Genomic DNA, 15424 nt, shown 5'->3' on the forward strand with positions numbered 1-15424 from the left:
GGTTTCGCCTCGCTCAGTCTCCTTAAACGTTATCCGGTTTCTCGCCTGAAGATAGACCGGAGTTTCGTGCGCGACCTAACAACCGATCCGGAAGATGCTGCCGTGGTGAGGGCGGTGATCTATCTGGGCCGCAGTTTTGGGATGGAGGTCATTGCCGAAGGGGTCGAAACGGATGAGCAAATGGCGTTCCTCAAGGAGCAGAATTGCGCGGAAGTTCAAGGCTATCTGTTCGGCAAGCCCGTCCCGGCGGCTGAGTTCGGGAAACGCTTCATTGATCCGAGCAAGGCCAAGGCAAGCTCCGATCCGTAAACCCTTGCGTGAACAACTACTCCGGATTTAAACACCGTTGCGTTGGAGATACGAATGCCAGCATTGACCGCTCGAACACCACTTCTGCCGGAAGACCTCAGCCTTATCCAGGACCTCTTCGACGACGCCTGCGACAGCCACCGAATTCCCAAATCGAGTGAAGACGCCGCAGCTCTGGCGACCATTCTCGTGCGCCAGCTTCAGAAAGGCCGCCGGGACAAGGCGACCTTGAGGCTGGTGATCGACAACATCGTCGAAGCGCGCTGACGCACCCAGACGTTTAACGCTTCGAACCTGCTACGTCGGCAACGACAGCCTTCAGTTGCTCCGGATCGAATGGCTTCGACAGCAATCGTGCGCCTTCCGCTATATCGTCTGGAAGGCCACTCTGGCCGCTCGCGACGACGATACCGAGGTGCGGATTAACCGACCTCGCGGCTTTCGCAAGTTCAGTTCCATCCATTCCGGGTAGGCCAAGATCCGTGACAAGCACATCGAAGGGCTGCCGCGTGATCAGATCAAGAGCATCCTCACCGCTGCCAGCCTCCTCGATCTCATAGCCGGCCGATGACAGCATGTCGACCATATCCATTCGGATGAGCGCGTCATCTTCAACGACCAGAACCTTGATTGTCTTTGGCGTGACGTCTGGCTCCGCCTCAGTGGATTGCATCGTCTGTACGGCCGCAGCGGTCTCCTGTCGTATCTGATTGCCGAGAACCTGGCGTATTTTGCGCGCCATCGCCTCCCGGTTGTAGGGTTTCGACAGCAGTTCGACGCCAGCGTCCAGCCGGCCGTGATGGACGATGGAATTCTCCGTGTAGCCGGAGGTAAACAGCACCGCCAGACGCGGCAGGCGCTGCTTTGCCTTTCTCGCGAGCTCCGGGCTCGTCAGCGATCCGGGCATGACGACGTCGGTAAAGAGGAGATCGATCGCGATGCCGCTTTCAACGATTGCGAGCGCGCTTTGGGCGTCAGAGACTTTCAGAACCCGATAACCGAGGTCGGTCAACAGATCGATGGCGGTATCGCGAACGTGGTCGTCATCCTCGACCACGAGCACGGTTTCCGTGCCCCCGGCCACCGGTCCAAAATCCTGTCGGACTTCGGCATCCTCAGTTGCCAGGGCTCGTGGCAGGTAGAGCTTGACGGTCGTTCCCTGCCCGACTTCACTATAGATCTTCACGTGACCGTTCGACTGCTTGACGAAGCCGTAGACCATGGACAGACCGAGACCACTGCCTTTTCCTTCTTCCTTGGTCGAGAAGAACGGCTCGAAAACCTGTCCGAGGACGTCAGGTGCTATCCCTGCCCCCGTGTCCGTCACCGCCAGCATGACATACTGCCCCGCCTCGACCTCCAGGTGATTGCGCGCATAGGCTTCGTCCAGGAAGGCGTTGCCGACCTCGATGGTGAGCTTGCCAGCACCGGCCATCGCGTCACGGGCATTGATCGCGAGATTGAGGACGGCGTTTTCCAGCTGGGTCGGATCGATCGACGTATTCCACAATCCACCTGAGACGATCGTTTCGACTTCGATCGCCTCGCCGATCGACCGGCGCAGGAGATCGTCCATGCCGGTCAGGAGCTTGCGGAGATGCACAACCTTCGGCTCAAGCGGCTGGCGACGGCCGAACGCCAGCAGCTGGCTCGCAAGTTTTGCGCCGCGGCCGACACCCGCGAGCGCATTGGTAATCCTGCGTTCCGCCTTTTCGTTCCCCGCGACATCTTTTACTAGGAGATTGAGGTTGCCGGAAACGACCTGCAGCAGGTTGTTGAAGTCGTGGGCGACACCGCCGGTCAGCTTGCCGATCGTCTCCATCTTCTGGGACTGCTGCAAAGCCTTCTGCATTTCAAAGAGCTGTGCGGTTCGCTCCTCGACGCGCGCCTCGAGATAGGCGGCGCTGTCGGCGAGAGCCACCTCCGCCTGTTTCTGATCATCGATATCGGTATTGGTGCCGATCCAGTGCAGAACGCTGCCGTTCGCCGCCAGAACGGGAACGGCGCGGGCGATATGCCAGCGATACGCACCGTCAATCCGGCGCAGCCGAAACTCAGTCTGATAGGTCTGCGCTGACGTTCTCGCAGCATTCAATGCTTTGGATGCAGCCTCGATATCGTCTGGATGGACCATCCCGGCCAAGCCGCTTCCACTGAGTTCCTCACTCGTCATCCCGCTATAGGCAAAGACCTGGTCGTTGAACCAATCCAGCAATCCGTCTGCGCCAGCTGTCCAGACATGGTTGGGCATGGATTGCGATAGGGTCCGGAAACGCTCCTCGCTCTGGCGCATGCGCTCCTCCGCTGCCTTGCGGATGGTGATGTCGAGAAAAGGACGGCGAAACGGTCAGCGCCGACCTTGCGGGCATGCGCCTCGTACCAGCGGTTTCCCAAGGCCGGGACGTGCACTTCGAACTGACGGGCTGCGCCTGTCTCAACGACTTCACCATAGGTGGCGATCAGGTCGCTCTGGATGCCGGGGATCGCTTCGGTAACCGGCTTGCCAACCGTCTCCGCCGCAATCAGACCGGTCTGCCGTTCGAAGGCCGGGTTGATGTCGATGAACACGAAGTCGACGACCTTGCCGGCGTCGTCACGCATGATCTCGGCGGTGAAGAAACCTTCGTGCATCTGCTCGAACAGGCCGCGCCAGCGTTCTTCGCTCTGTTGCAGCGTGACCTCGGCCTGCTTACGTGCGGTGATGTCGAAGGCGATGCCGACGAAGCGACGCTTGCCGGTCCGCTCGCTTGATACCACCTGTCCGCGCCGTGCAATCCAGCGAACCTCTCCTGTCACCGGGTCGATCCGTCGATATTCGGCGTAGTCCAGCGGATTGCTGTTTGCGAGCCTGGAAGGGCCTGATATTGCCCGGTCGTCGGGATGAAGCAGGCTGACCAGCAAGGTGTCGGTCACCGTCGTATCGGCATCGACAACCCAGATTTTTCGATATTCGTCGGAAACATCGAGCTCGCCCGTTTCCGGATACCACTCGAAGGTGCCGACACCACCGGCCTGCTGGGCAATCGCCAGGCGTTGCTCGGTGCGGACGCGATGGGTTGTGTCCTTCAGGATCGCCAGTACGCCAAGCGGCACGCCGTCAAGGCTCCGGACCGGGCTAAAATCGAGATTCAGCCAGACATCCTGAAGCTCGCCGTTCCGTTCGATGACAGCATGCCGATCACGGAACGATAGGGTTCGACCGTCGAGCACGATGCGGACAACCCGGGAATTGAATGTCGCAAGCTCCGGCCATGCCTCAGAAATCGGACGACCCAGGAAATCCGGATGGCGTTGACCGGCGAAGGCGGCGTAAGCGTCGTTGTAAAGCATGACGCCGTCGCTTCCCCAAAGGATTGCCATCGGTACGCCGGCGCTCATCACCAGATTGAGCGTCTGCTCCAGGATCGGTGGCCAAGCGGCTCTCGGCCCAAGGGGCGTGAAGCTCCAGTCGAGTTTTTCGATATGGGTCGCAAACCCGCTAGATCGGTGGTGTTTCCGCTTTGAATTTTGTTCGTTCATGGCGCTCGGCAAACAGTTCTGTGTCGAGCTCATATCAGACTGCGGCAAAAATGTGAATCTCTCTGCGCTGCCGAGGCGGGAGAACGCGAGTTTCACGTTCAGCGACCGATCGGCGACGAGGTCGATCTGGTTGTTGCGGTGGGCCCCGGCAAAAGGAAATATCTGATGACCCTTGCTGACCTGGACCAACCCGACACGCTTTTGAACCTTCCATCTTGCGTCGACAGTTAAGAATTCCGGGAACAACTTTCTGTGATTGGAATTTTGTATTTAAGATCAACGCGAGACCTGCGTGATGCAAGACAGCTGGGAAACGCCTGTCACAGTCATGTTCAAGGGTGACACACGCGATATCGCGAGCACAACGGATGCCGCCGACTGTGTCTTCAGTTGCTGCCCCCAAGAAAGCGGGACCATTTATAACAGCGCCATGCGATGCTTTGCCGAAGTCTTCGATGAACGGCAGTCGCCAACCAAGGCGAGAGATGCGTTCGTCGAGTTGATCGAGAGCAGTCCCTCCATCGAGATCGTCTCAACGCGATGAGATGAGACGTCCGATACTCGACGTCGCCCAACACCGCGAAAGGAAAAAGCCGATGAACGACTTCGACTATCGCGGGGTAAGCATGAAGGGCTCTCCCGAGTGCGGTTCCTCAGGTGCCCTTGCTGACCTCTTGGACCGCCTTCAGTCGATCAAGAACAATCGGTCGAAAGACGTTGGCGTCCCAAATCGCCGCGCTTGCGTCGAACGCACCGTACGCCGGCTCGAGGCATATTATGAGTGCCGGAAAGATCCGACCGGACGCATTTCATTGATCCCGGACTAGCCACGGCCCCATCTTTCGACGACCTTGACGACCGTACGTAACTGATCGACAACCGACCGGTTTCCCTGTCGTTCTGCAACCGTCAAGGCTTGGCGACAGAGCGAAGTCAAGTCTCGGTCATCTTGTGCTCGGCGCACGGTGCCGGCCCAGGAGAACGGCTGATCATCTTCATCGCGAAGGCAGCGGCCACTCGCAATGATGTCTATCTGGCGCCCGTCATTGTGGGCCACACGATAATGTTCCTCGTAAACCTCCCCGGTCAGGATCGCCGTGTGAACGGCTTTGGCGACGCGCTCGCGGTCACCCGGAACGATCCTGGCTAGGATCTCCTCCACTGTTACTCCCGATCTAAGCTTGCTTGGTTCGAACCCGAACAGCTCTGCGATAATGCAGTCGCCGACAATGCGGTTTTCGATCAGGTCCCAGCAATGAAGCCAGGTTGTTTGGGATGAACCGTCGCGCCGCCAAAGCTCCTCATCATGTCTGCCATGCCACTTCTCCGAAAGCCGCGTGCACCGTCAAGTCGAGGGCTATGCAACAAGCTTGAGATAAATCTCTCCAGAGCGAGGTACTGTCCGTCCAGGACCATCCACTAAACTTCTATGTAAATTAGAATGTTCCGGATCACTTGTAGGAAGAAAGGTTAGATCCTGTGTGAGCGTTTTTTAACTGGCGGGAAACTCTACCTGCTGTTCCAGCTTGCAGAGACAGCACATTTTAATAGCCTAATATAAAGGGTATGCATGGAGGATACGATGCCAACGAACTCATCCGCGCACAGTAACCATGATCCGCTTTATCCCAACGAGCTCCAACAAATCGACAGGATCTATGAAATCGTTCGCCGGAAAGCTGGGCTTTCGCGATACGACCCGCTGGCGGCCCGCGTCGCCGCCATGACCAACCGTTTTTATCAGCTCGGCGTCCGGGATAACCAGGCGTTGATCGACGCTGTCAGCCGCGCTTACGATAAGGTTTCCGATCGCGAGCGAACCTCGGCATAAGATCCCGACGCTCGCTGGTAGCAAGAAACCGAACTTCTGTTGTGAACGGACTAAGTTTGAGTGATCCCCCGCTTGGGGCGATCAGGTTTCCTTCGCCAGCCTCTTCGCTTTGCGCTTGGTCAAACGCTTATTAAAACGGTCGCTTTGTCGCCACCCAATGTTAACTTAACAGACACGTCATCTTTTCGTGGCCTTGCAATCGAGCGGAATGGCACGAGCTCTTCCAGAATAATGAGGACGATGACATGCTTAATCGCGCTTTGGCTTATTCAGGAATTCCGGCCACCGTCTACTGCTGGACGTCGGATATTCCTGACGGCCGTTTCCGCACGCTGGAAGAGGCCTTGCAACGTTGCCGCGACAACGCCGATCACCTTTCCGGAATCGAAGTCCTGGTTCATTCCGGCGAAATTCTGGAACCGATCATCAGTGGCGATGAACTTTACGCCGCCACAGTCAATATTTTGTAGAACGGACTTAGACAGATCAGCAACTGCCGTAGCCAACATTGATGATCAATCGAGGCCCACCGACTCGGCGAATACGCCCGCACCTCAGGCGCTTGTTGACGTGCCTTCCATCTCACCGTGCTGCAGCTTTGCGAGCGGTGCGCGAAACCTCATCATCACTCCAGACGGCTGGTAGTCTAAGGAAACGTCGCCGTAAGCCTTCGGGCTGGACACGACCAGCCGAGAACCGAACCCGGTCCCTCAGCCCCGGACAGAGCGCCATACTTGGTGGCATTGGTGCCGAGTTCATGCAGGACGAGAGACAGTGAAAGAGCGGCCTGCGGCCCGAGCAGCACCGGCGATCCCTCGAACCGCAAACGCGGGCTACCTTCCAGACCCAGGCCGACGGCGGCCGCCTCGACTACTGCGGCGACCGTGGTTGCGTGGCAGCTTCCGGCTCGTTTGAAACGGGTGATCGGCCCGGGACTATCGGACGATCTGAACGACTGTATGGGTACGGGGATCGATGATCACACGTTGGTCGTTGACCACTGCGTATGCGTAATGCTCATTGCTCGGGACGGAGGTCAACACGACCGTTTCGGGAACGGGCTTACCCACAACGATCTCCTGGCTCACGGTCACCGGAGCCGGCGCAGGTTGCTCCTGTACATAGGTTACTACTTCCTGTGGCGGCGGATCGATTGCGGTTCCGACAATAGCGCCAGCTACGCCGCCGACGGCTGCCCCGACGGGACCACCAACAATGGCGCCTGTCACGGCGCCGCCAGCGGCACCTTTAACCGTTAGATCCTGCGCAAGCGCGCCAGCGCTTCCGAGTAGGACAGCGATTACCGCAGTAGAGGCGAAAATTGTTCTACGCATTGGTTTTCTCCTGTTCGGTTACCAACGACAAAAGAAGCCTGATCGAGACTTTTCGTTCCGAACGTCACCTCACGAAATGCAACAATTTGAAACAGTTACGGCGTGCAGGTCATCGAACAAGCTGGCAAAACGATCATTCTCAATTCCGGATTCATGCTATCCTTTGAGCCGCTCACACAGCTCACAGAGGAGTGGAGAACGGTCGCTACATTGGGAGAAGAGCATGACGAACGCCTGCGAATCGTCCTACCGATCGATCAAAACATGCGTGGAGTAAACATGATTGATCCGCTCTCGGTTGAACCATTGTCCGTCTATTGGGCACGGCGTAAGACGCAAGATGCGAAAAGCGACGAATGCGAGGTCGTCCAGATCAGCACCGTGTTCGGGCACGCACGCGACTATTGGAGCGTCGCAGTGCTAGGTTCGGATCAGCATTATTCCCTGCACGACTTTGAGTTCGTAGCTCCCATCCGTCCTCCAGACGCGGACGCCGATAACTAGGCTTTGTATGAGTGACGCTCATGCAAGCTTTCCCGCAACGTGCGAAACGCGTTTTGTACCGGTCAAGTTCTGCATCATTGCATTGGAGACCCATTTCCGGATCTTCTTTCCGCGAGGCCATTTGCCTTCGGCAGGAACGCCGGCGCGCATGGGTCGGCCGCAGGCTTCAGCCGACCGCACACAAGCAAGTGATGGTTCGCCTGTTATGGGCCTGTCGGCAACAGCCCGTCGGAGGAATAATAGCAGAACATTGATGACGAGCGCTCTCGCCCTAGCTAGAAGGGGCTCGCCTATACAATCCGCCACGACCTTGCCTCGCCTTGTTCAGGAACAGACACATGCCACAGACCGCTTTTCAAGACCTGACCCGTCGTGGTCTCGGTCTCGACACCGTCGTCGCCTTCAGCCTCGCCGGCGCAATTGTTTTCTTCCTGATCAGCGGCGCGTTTGCCTACATCAACCTGAAGACGCTGCGGGAGAATACAGAGGCGATCGTCCATTCGCACGAGGTGATCATCACATTGGACGAGTTGCTGTCGAGCACGCAGGACGCGGAAACCGGCCAGCGTGGCTTCCTACTCACGAACAACGAACGGTACCTCGATCCGTACAACACGGCCCTTGATACGATCCCGGCCAAGATCCAGGAAATTGGCGAGCTCACCAGCGATAATCCGGCCCAGGTCCGGCGCCTGCCCGTACTCAAGCAGCATATCGATGCCAAACTTGCGGAGCTTAAGCAGACGATCGATCTTCGTCGCAGCCAAGGTCTGGACGCGGCACTGGCAGTCGTCAACTCCGATCGCGGCAAGGTGGCTATGGATGCCGTGCGCGGACAGCTCTCGGCGATGAGCCGAGAAGAAGCGGTATTGCGGGCAAAGCGCCTCGAGGAAATGAACAATGCCTATAGTACTGCGCTTTTGAGCAACGTACTTGCCGGCATCCTCGGCACTCTCCTGACTATCGCTATCGGCGTTCTGATCCGTCGTTCTACCCTCGCCCGTCGCCGCGAAGAATGGCTGCAGGCGGGTAATCTTGGACTGGCATCCGCGATGATGGGCGACCAGCGCACCGAGCAACTTGGCGGCAGCATTCTCACTTACCTGGCAAACCACGTCGGGGCCGTCGCCGGCGCAATCTTCGTCGGCGGGTCAGATGCCTTCAAGCGTTCCTCCACCTACGGCGTTCCAGCCGATGCAAAGCTTCCGGATCTGGTCAGGCCCCGTGAAGGTCTGCTCGGACAGGTGGCGGTCGAGGGAAAACCCGTCATCGTCAACGACGTGCCGGAAAACTACCTTGAATTCGGCTCGGCGCTTGGCCGCGACAAGCCACGGCACCTGGTTCTGGCCCCGGCAGCGATCGACGACAACGTCAACACAGTGATCGAGCTTGGCTTCCTGCGGCCTGTGGATGAACGCGTCCTCGCGTTCCTCGAAGAAGCATCGAGTACGATCGCCACCGCCATCCGTTCGGCAAACTATAGAAGTGAGCTGCAGAACCTTCTGGAGGAAACCCAGCGGCAGTCCGAAGAACTGCAGGTGCAGAGTGAGGAGCTGCGGGTCTCGAACGAAGAGCTCGAGGAACAGGGTCGGGCCTTGAAGGAGTCGCAAGCGCGCCTCGAACAGCAGCAGGTCGAACTGGAACAGACCAATTCGCAACTCGAGGAGCAGGCGCTGCAGCTGGAAGCCCAGAAGGACGATCTCGAGCGCTCCAACGCCTCCACCCAGCTCAAGGCACGCGAGCTGGAGCAAGCCAGCCGTTACAAGTCCGACTTCCTCGCCAACATGTCGCACGAACTGCGAACACCGCTCAACTCTTCGTTGATCCTTGCAAAGCTGCTCGCGGATAATCCGGACGACAATCTCACGGCCGAACAAGTCAAGTATGCCCAGACCATTCAGTCGTCCGGCAATGACCTTCTCAACCTGATCAACGACATTCTTGATCTCTCCAAAATCGAGGCGGGCCATGTCGACATCCGACCCGAGCCGGTATCGGTCGAGCGGCTGTCGAATAATATCCAGCAGGTCTTTGAGCCGATCGCCAAAAACAAGGCGCTTGGCTTTGAGATCGATATCGCCCCCGAATGCCCGGCGGTGATCGAAACCGATCTGCAGCGTATCGAACAGATCCTCAAAAACCTTCTTTCGAACGCCTTCAAATTCACAGAAAAGGGCAAGGTCACGCTTTCGATCAGCCGAACGGGCGATGGCCAGATCGCCTTTGGGGTGACGGACACCGGGATCGGTATCGCGCCCGAGCAGCAACGACGAATTTTTGAGGCCTTCCATCAAGCGGATGGCACTATCAGCCGCAAGTTCGGCGGAACCGGTCTCGGATTGTCGATTTCCCGCGAGCTCGTACGCCTGCTCGGTGGCACGATCCATATCAGAAGCCAGGAGGGGCAAGGAAGCACCTTCACCGTCACACTTCCGCTCGCCTACGATCCTGCCATCGTCGCGCCGAGAGCTCCGGTTGGCAATGCCGTTCCCGTGGCACCTGCTGTTCCAGCGGCAACAAGTCAGCCGGCGGCTCAGCTGCTGCGAGCGATCGTGGAAGACGACCGCGCCCTGCCCTCGGACGAGCGTCGGATTCTCCTTGTCGTCGAGGATGATCAGACCTTCGCGGCGATCTTGCGTGACCTCGCCCGCGAGATGGGTTTCCGCTCGCTGGTGGCTGGCACCGCTCAAGACGCCCTTAACCTCGCGCAGCAGTTCATGCCGAGCGCCATCGTCCTCGACGTGGGCTTGCCCGATCAGTCCGGCCTCTCAGTTCTCGATCGGCTGAAGCGCGATGTCCGCACCCGGCATATTCCCATCCATATTGTCTCGGGCGACGACTATACGGAAACTGCCCTGTCGCTCGGGGCCGTCGGCTATATGCTGAAACCGGTACAGCGCGAGCAACTGGTCGAAGTGCTGCAGAAGCTCGAGGCAAAGCTCACGCAAGGGGTGCGCCGTGTTCTGATCGTCGAGGACAACGAGGTCCAGCGCGAGGCCGTCGCCAAGCTTCTGACGTCACACGACGTAGAGACCGTCAGCGCCGGGACAGCAGCGGAAACCTTGGCACTGCTGAAGGACCAGACATTTGATTGCATGGTTCTTGACCTTTCACTTCCGGACGCGTCGGGGTACTCGCTGCTTGAAACGATCAGCCAGGACGACACGCATTCCTTCCCACCGGTCATCGTCTACACCGGTCGCGTGCTCTCACCCGATGAGGAGGAAAAGTTGCGGCGCTATTCGAAGTCGATCATCATCAAGGGGGCCAAGTCGCCCGAGCGGCTGCTGGACGAAGTGTCGCTGTTCCTCCATCAGGTCGTTTCCGAACTGCCGGACGAGCAGCAGAAGATGATCCGCAAGGCACGGCACAGGGACGCCCTGCTCGAAGGTCGCCGGATCCTCATTGTCGAGGACGACGTTCGCAACGTCTATGCCCTCACAAATATTCTGGAGCCCCGTGGCGCGCTCATTCAGATAGCCCGCAATGGCCAGGAGGCGCTCGACGCCCTGGAGAAATCCAGCGCCGATGACGTGTCCAAGATCGATCTGGTGCTGATGGATGTGATGATGCCGGTGATGGATGGCCTGACAGCAACGCGGGCGATCCGAAAGAACGCTGACTGGAAGAAACTGCCGATCATCACGCTGACGGCCAAGGCCATGCCGGACGATCAGCAGCGCTGCATCGATGCCGGCGCCAACGATTATATGGCCAAACCGCTCGACGTCGAAAAGCTGCTGTCGCTTGTCCGCGTCTGGATGCCGCGATGACTGAAACATTCGACAAGATTGAGGACATCGAGATCCGGCTTCTGCTGGAAGCGCTCTACGTCCGTTACCACTACGACTTCCGCAACTACGCGATGGCCTCAGTAAAGCGACGCCTGCGTCAGGCCCGTGAGCAACTCGGATTTCCGACTATTTCGGCCATCCAGGAAAGCATCTTGCACGACGAGGCGATGCTACCGCGGCTGCTTGGCTATCTCACCGTGCAGGTGAGCGAGATGTTTCGCGATCCGAGCTACTTTCGCGCCATTCGCGAGAAGATGGTGCCGCATCTTAAGACCTATCCATCGCTTAAAGTCTGGATCGCTGGCTGCAGCGGAGGGGAGGAACTTTATTCCTTCGTGATCCTGTTCCGCGAAGAGGGTCTGGAGGACAGGACGATCTTCTATGCGACCGATATCAACCAGGAAGCGTTGAGGATCGCCGAAGCCGGCGTCTATGATCTCGATCGCATGCAGCTCTTCACGCAGAACCACCGAGCGTCAGGCGGCAAGTCGTCTTTGTCAGATTATTACACCACCGGTTATGGCCGGGCGACATTCGACCGCAGTCTGAGGGACCGTGTCGTTTTTTCCGACCATAGCCTTGTGACAGATGCGGTCTTCGGCGAAATGAATCTCATCTCCTGCCGCAACGTGATGATCTATTTCGATCGGCCACTTCAGGATCGGGCCATCGGGCTATTCAAGGATTCGCTCGCCCGGAAAGGTTTTTTGGGCATCGGCGCAAAGGAGAGCCTTCGGTTCTCGGCGCACGCGGATGCTTTCACTGACGTTGTACGCGAAGAGAAGATCTACCAAAAGGCTGGCCGATGAGCACCTCCAATCCAGAGGCTGTCGTGATCGGGGCATCGGCTGGCGCGCTTGAGGCACTGTCCGTTATCCTGCCAGCGCTCCCTGCCGACTTTGGATTACCGGTCATGGTGGTAGTCCATATACCGCCGGACAAACGCAGTGTTCTTGCCGAACTCTTTGACGCAAAATGCGCCCTTAAGGTCGTTGAGGCAGAGGACAAGGTTCCGCTCGAAGCAGGGACTATCTACTTCGCGCCGCCAGACTACCATCTGCTTGTCGAAACAGACAAGTCGCTTGCGCTATCCGCCGATGAGCCCGTGCTCTTCTCCCGTCCGTCGATCGATGTCCTGTTTGAAGCAGCAGCAGATACCTTTGGTAGCGGCTTAATCGGCATTATCCTCACGGGCGCCAACCAGGATGGCGCTTTGGGTCTCAAAGCAGTGGCCGATGCAGGCGGCATCACAATCGTTCAGGATCCAGAAACAGCGTTTCAGGACGCCATGCCGCAGGCTGCGAGTAAAGCCGTTCCGAAAGCCGATATTTTGTCACTTGCTTCGATAGCTACCTATCTGCAAAAGGTTGAGCCATGAACCCCGTCAAATTTTTGCTGGTCGACGATCTCGAAGAAAACCTCCTGTCCCTCGAGGCGCTGCTTCGCCGCGACGACCTGTCTCTTCTAAAAGCGCGCTCGGGTGACCAGGCGCTCGAAATACTGCTCGAGCATGACGTCGCGCTCGCCTTGATAGACGTCCAGATGCCTGGCCTCAACGGTTTTGAGCTTGCCGAACTGATGCGCGGCAACGAGCGCACCCGTCGCATCCCGATCATCTTCGTCACCGCCGGAAGCACGAGCGAGCGCCGCCGCTTCGAGGGATATGAAGCGGGAGCCGTCGATTTCATCCAAAAGCCGATCGAACCCGATGTCCTGCGCCATAAGGCCGAGGTCTTTTTCGAACTCTATCGTCAGCGCCAACAGATCGAGCAGCAGCGAGACCAGCTTCAGACCCAGGCAGAGGCGCTGAAGGAAGCGGACCGCCGTAAGGATGAGTTCCTGGCCACGCTTGCTCATGAGCTTCGCAACCCACTTGCACCTCTTCGCAATGGTCTCGATATTCTGCGGCGCGATCCGGACGATGTGAGGGCTTACGAGCTTCGCGAGATGATGGATCGTCAGTTGGACCACCTGGTTAGGCTAATCGACGATCTCCTCGACGTTTCGCGTGTCAGCCAAGGAAAGATCGAGATGCGCCAGGAGAAGGTCAGGGTCGCCGACGTCGTTCATTCAGCGGCCGAGGCCAGCCGCCCGCTCATCGATCGCGCAGCACACACCTTCGAGCTCGATATCCCCACCGCAGATCTTTGGATCGATGCGGACCCGGCCCGCGTGTCGCAGGTCATCGCCAACCTGCTGACCAACGCGGCAAAATACACGCCATCCGGCGGCAGGATCAAACTGTCGGCAACCGCGGACAACGGCAGAGCAGTAATCACCATCCGCGACAATGGCATCGGCATCCCGGCCGAGATGCAGAGCGACGTCTTCCGCCTGTTTGCGCAGGTCGGCGATCATCGCGAGCGATCGCAAGGTGGCCTCGGTATCGGCCTGGCGCTCGTCAAGCAGTTGGTCGAACTGCACGGCGGCTCGGTCAGCGCATCAAGCGAGGGGACCCATCGAGGAAGCGTCTTTACCGTCCAGATCCCGTTGACCGCGGCCCCGGAGGAAATCACACCTGCGGAACAGTCGGCAGAACCAGCGGAGAATACATCTCGGCGGTTGAAAGTCCTCGTCATCGATGACAACCCGATCATCGCCGATACCATGGGCATGTTGCTTGAGGACATCGGCCATGAATTTGAGGCGGTCCACGATGGACGAGAAGCTCTTGACGCCGCCCGCAACTACAGGCCGGACGCGATTCTCCTCGACATCGGCCTCCCCGGTATGGATGGCTACGAGGTCTGCCGCGCGCTGAGGCAGGACCACCTGTTCGAACATACCACCATCATTGCCCAGACAGGATGGGGTCAGGACAAGGACAAGGAGTTGGCCAAAGAGGCGGGGTTCGATTTCCACCTCACCAAGCCTGTGCCTCTTGCGGATCTTCAGCGTATACTTTCGGGCGTGGCAGCAAGAGACTGACGAAAGGTGCCGTCGGCGTTTGTTATGCGGTCGAGAGCATCTCGTTCAGACTGGCAATGACGTTCGCGCAGCTATAGGGTTTGGCGAAGAAGCGGCTTTCTGCTGGGAGGTCGGTATTCGCGGGGCGATGGCGTCCAGAGGCGACGAGAATTTTGACGTCGGGTCGGTCGGTACTCACCACGTGCGCGAGATCCAACCCGTCTTTCGGGCCAGGCATATCAACATCGGTGAACACGGCCTTGATGTCGGGAACCGCGCCAAGGATCGCCACGGCCTCGACGACATTACTGGCTTCAAGGACTTCGAAACCGGCCTCTTCCAGGGCATCGACAATATTCCAGCGAATGAGAGCATCGTCTTCGACGACAAGCACGGTATCACTTGAGTTCGGCATCTCGATATCCTCGTTCTGCACGCGAAACGCAATACAGCGCAAAACGATCGGCGCGTTCGTTTATTAGATGCCGACAATATTAATAAAATGCCAATTAGTCCGGCGACACGTACATCACGCGATGAGCATCGCCACCGCGGCAACACCCATCACGCCGGTCGCCGCCCATCCGCAGATCTTCATGGCAATGGGAGCCGTGAACTCCTTCATCTGCTTTTTGCTGCTGACGACCATCATCATCGCGATCATGATCGGCACGGCAACAAAACCGTTGATGACGGCGCTCCAGAACAATGCCTTAACGGGATCAAGCGGGACGAATTCGAGGCTGAGTCCGAACCGGGTCGCCGCCAAGATAACGCCGTAGAAGCCCACGGCTTCCCACGGTTTGTGATCGAGACCCGCCTTCCAGTCCTGCGTTTCGGCGAAGGCATATGCCGCGGAGCCAGCCAGTACCGGGATCGACAGCAATCCGGTTCCAACGATGCCGAGGCTGGTCTATCTCGACACGAGCTTCTTCCAAGAGCTCGATCAGCGCGACAAAGCCTCCGGCGATTTCGCGGAAGCCTATGTGGTGGCACATGAGGTCGGGCACCACGTCCAGAACCTGCTTGGCATTCTGCCGAAGGTCAATCGGGCGCGGCAGAACATGAGCGAGGCTCAGTCGAACCAGATGTCTGTGCGGGTAGAGCTTCAGGCTGATTGCTTTGCCGCGGTTTGGGGCAAGTCCACCGACCAGAATGGCATCCTGGATCGCGGCGATCTCGGAGAAGCTCTGAATGCCGCCCAGCAGATCGGCGACGACACACTT

Annotated in this window: 15 protein-coding genes and 3 pseudogenes; 11 read left to right on the forward strand and 7 right to left on the reverse strand. The window is 58.3% G+C overall.

The window, feature by feature from the left end; translation table 11 throughout:
- Nucleotides 1-9: 9 nt before the first annotated feature.
- Both AC2GXZ_RS30815 and AC2GXZ_RS30820 read left to right on the forward strand, forming a co-directional pair.
- Nucleotides 10-309 (forward strand): annotated as a pseudogene (locus tag AC2GXZ_RS30815) (EAL domain-containing protein); the annotation flags it as partial.
- A 54-nt stretch (nucleotides 310-363) separates the two neighbouring features.
- Nucleotides 364-576: a hypothetical protein gene (locus AC2GXZ_RS30820; protein WP_483763067.1), complete on the forward strand. Its 213-nt coding sequence runs from the start codon at nucleotides 364-366 to the stop codon at nucleotides 574-576.
- A 13-nt stretch (nucleotides 577-589) separates the two neighbouring features.
- Here AC2GXZ_RS30820 and AC2GXZ_RS30825 read toward each other — a convergent pair whose 3' ends face one another.
- Nucleotides 590-2560 (reverse strand): response regulator, encoded by a 1971-nt coding sequence (locus tag AC2GXZ_RS30825; protein ID WP_483763082.1) that lies wholly within the window; start codon nucleotides 2558-2560, stop codon nucleotides 590-592.
- Nucleotides 2479-3828, reverse strand: coding sequence for a PAS domain-containing protein (locus AC2GXZ_RS30830; protein WP_483763068.1), 1350 nt, complete (start codon nucleotides 3826-3828; stop codon nucleotides 2479-2481). Before AC2GXZ_RS30830 ends, AC2GXZ_RS30825 begins: the two co-directional genes overlap by 82 nt.
- Before the next feature lie 328 nt (nucleotides 3829-4156).
- Here AC2GXZ_RS30830 and AC2GXZ_RS30835 point away from each other — a divergent pair, with 328 nt between their 5' ends.
- Nucleotides 4157-4372: a DUF982 domain-containing protein gene (locus tag AC2GXZ_RS30835; protein WP_483763083.1), complete on the forward strand. Its 216-nt coding sequence runs from the start codon at nucleotides 4157-4159 to the stop codon at nucleotides 4370-4372.
- 279 nt (nucleotides 4373-4651) lie between these two features.
- On the opposite strand, the gene AC2GXZ_RS30840 is transcribed toward AC2GXZ_RS30835, so the two are convergent.
- A complete protein-coding gene (locus tag AC2GXZ_RS30840) occupies nucleotides 4652-5074 on the reverse strand; it encodes a PAS domain-containing protein (protein WP_483763084.1) in 423 nt (140 codons plus the stop codon).
- Nucleotides 5075-5398: 324 nt separating this feature from the next.
- Here AC2GXZ_RS30840 and AC2GXZ_RS30845 point away from each other — a divergent pair, with 324 nt between their 5' ends.
- Together AC2GXZ_RS30845 and AC2GXZ_RS30850 are read left to right on the forward strand one after the other, a co-directional pair.
- Complete coding sequence (locus AC2GXZ_RS30845) at nucleotides 5399-5659, forward strand: hypothetical protein (RefSeq protein ID WP_483763069.1); 261 nt, start codon at nucleotides 5399-5401, stop codon at nucleotides 5657-5659.
- Nucleotides 5660-5904: 245 nt separating this feature from the next.
- Nucleotides 5905-6129: a hypothetical protein gene (locus AC2GXZ_RS30850; RefSeq protein WP_483763070.1), complete on the forward strand. Its 225-nt coding sequence runs from the start codon at nucleotides 5905-5907 to the stop codon at nucleotides 6127-6129.
- Between the two features lie 84 nt (nucleotides 6130-6213).
- Here AC2GXZ_RS30850 and AC2GXZ_RS30855 read toward each other — a convergent pair.
- Both AC2GXZ_RS30855 and AC2GXZ_RS30860 read right to left on the reverse strand, forming a co-directional pair.
- A pseudogene (locus tag AC2GXZ_RS30855) lies at nucleotides 6214-6545 on the reverse strand (regulator); the annotation flags it as partial.
- Nucleotides 6546-6594: 49 nt separating this feature from the next.
- The gene (locus AC2GXZ_RS30860; protein ID WP_483763071.1) at nucleotides 6595-6993 is read right to left on the reverse strand and encodes a DUF1236 domain-containing protein; all 399 of its coding nucleotides are present in this window, start codon (nucleotides 6991-6993) and stop codon (nucleotides 6595-6597) included.
- A gap of 102 nt (nucleotides 6994-7095) precedes the next feature.
- On the opposite strand from AC2GXZ_RS30860, the gene AC2GXZ_RS30865 reads away from it, so the two are divergent.
- From AC2GXZ_RS30865 to AC2GXZ_RS30885, 5 genes are all read left to right on the forward strand, one after another.
- The gene (locus AC2GXZ_RS30865) at nucleotides 7096-7497 is read left to right on the forward strand and encodes a hypothetical protein (protein ID WP_483763072.1); all 402 of its coding nucleotides are present in this window, start codon (nucleotides 7096-7098) and stop codon (nucleotides 7495-7497) included.
- A 338-nt stretch (nucleotides 7498-7835) separates the two neighbouring features.
- The gene (locus tag AC2GXZ_RS30870; protein ID WP_483763073.1) at nucleotides 7836-11270 is read left to right on the forward strand and encodes a response regulator; all 3435 of its coding nucleotides are present in this window, start codon (nucleotides 7836-7838) and stop codon (nucleotides 11268-11270) included.
- Nucleotides 11267-12100 (forward strand): CheR family methyltransferase, encoded by an 834-nt coding sequence (locus tag AC2GXZ_RS30875; protein WP_483763074.1) that lies wholly within the window; start codon nucleotides 11267-11269, stop codon nucleotides 12098-12100. The genes AC2GXZ_RS30870 and AC2GXZ_RS30875 overlap by 4 nt, the downstream gene beginning before the upstream one ends.
- On the forward strand, nucleotides 12097-12669 hold the full coding sequence (locus AC2GXZ_RS30880) for a chemotaxis protein CheB (RefSeq protein WP_483763075.1): 573 nt from the start codon (nucleotides 12097-12099) through the stop codon (nucleotides 12667-12669). Before AC2GXZ_RS30875 ends, AC2GXZ_RS30880 begins: the two co-directional genes overlap by 4 nt.
- Nucleotides 12666-14219, forward strand: a complete 1554-nt coding sequence (locus AC2GXZ_RS30885) for a response regulator (RefSeq protein ID WP_483763076.1) — start codon at nucleotides 12666-12668, stop codon at nucleotides 14217-14219. Before AC2GXZ_RS30880 ends, AC2GXZ_RS30885 begins: the two co-directional genes overlap by 4 nt.
- 22 nt (nucleotides 14220-14241) lie before the next feature.
- Here AC2GXZ_RS30885 and AC2GXZ_RS30890 read toward each other — a convergent pair whose 3' ends face one another.
- Together AC2GXZ_RS30890 and AC2GXZ_RS30895 are read right to left on the reverse strand one after the other, a co-directional pair.
- Nucleotides 14242-14613: a response regulator gene (locus tag AC2GXZ_RS30890; protein ID WP_483763077.1), complete on the reverse strand. Its 372-nt coding sequence runs from the start codon at nucleotides 14611-14613 to the stop codon at nucleotides 14242-14244.
- A gap of 114 nt (nucleotides 14614-14727) precedes the next feature.
- Complete coding sequence (locus AC2GXZ_RS30895) at nucleotides 14728-15084, reverse strand: divalent metal cation transporter (RefSeq protein WP_483763078.1); 357 nt, start codon at nucleotides 15082-15084, stop codon at nucleotides 14728-14730.
- A 25-nt stretch (nucleotides 15085-15109) separates the two neighbouring features.
- Here AC2GXZ_RS30895 and AC2GXZ_RS30900 point away from each other — a divergent pair.
- Nucleotides 15110-15424, forward strand: a pseudogene (locus AC2GXZ_RS30900) (neutral zinc metallopeptidase); the annotation flags it as partial.

The sequence above is a fragment of the Aliirhizobium sp. YIM B11859 genome, assembly GCF_057163345.1.

Excerpts from the sequence above, each read along its gene's own strand:
- AC2GXZ_RS30835 (WP_483763083.1), top strand. The coding sequence starts at position 4,157 with ATGTTCAAGGGTGACACACGCGATATCGCGAGCACAACGGATGCCGCC.
- AC2GXZ_RS30875 (WP_483763074.1), top strand. The coding sequence starts at position 11,267 with ATGACTGAAACATTCGACAAGATTGAGGACATCGAGATCCGGCTTCTG.
- AC2GXZ_RS30845 (WP_483763069.1), top strand. The coding sequence starts at position 5,399 with ATGGAGGATACGATGCCAACGAACTCATCCGCGCACAGTAACCATGAT.
- AC2GXZ_RS30880 (WP_483763075.1), top strand. The coding sequence starts at position 12,097 with ATGAGCACCTCCAATCCAGAGGCTGTCGTGATCGGGGCATCGGCTGGC.
- AC2GXZ_RS30870 (WP_483763073.1), top strand. The coding sequence starts at position 7,836 with ATGCCACAGACCGCTTTTCAAGACCTGACCCGTCGTGGTCTCGGTCTC.
- AC2GXZ_RS30885 (WP_483763076.1), top strand. The coding sequence starts at position 12,666 with ATGAACCCCGTCAAATTTTTGCTGGTCGACGATCTCGAAGAAAACCTC.
- AC2GXZ_RS30890 (WP_483763077.1), bottom strand. The coding sequence starts at position 14,613 with ATGCCGAACTCAAGTGATACCGTGCTTGTCGTCGAAGACGATGCTCTC.
- AC2GXZ_RS30830 (WP_483763068.1), bottom strand. The coding sequence starts at position 3,828 with ATGAACGAACAAAATTCAAAGCGGAAACACCACCGATCTAGCGGGTTT.
- AC2GXZ_RS30820 (WP_483763067.1), top strand. The coding sequence starts at position 364 with ATGCCAGCATTGACCGCTCGAACACCACTTCTGCCGGAAGACCTCAGC.
- AC2GXZ_RS30850 (WP_483763070.1), top strand. The coding sequence starts at position 5,905 with ATGCTTAATCGCGCTTTGGCTTATTCAGGAATTCCGGCCACCGTCTAC.
- AC2GXZ_RS30860 (WP_483763071.1), bottom strand. The coding sequence starts at position 6,993 with ATGCGTAGAACAATTTTCGCCTCTACTGCGGTAATCGCTGTCCTACTC.
- AC2GXZ_RS30825 (WP_483763082.1), bottom strand. The coding sequence starts at position 2,560 with ATGCCCAACCATGTCTGGACAGCTGGCGCAGACGGATTGCTGGATTGG.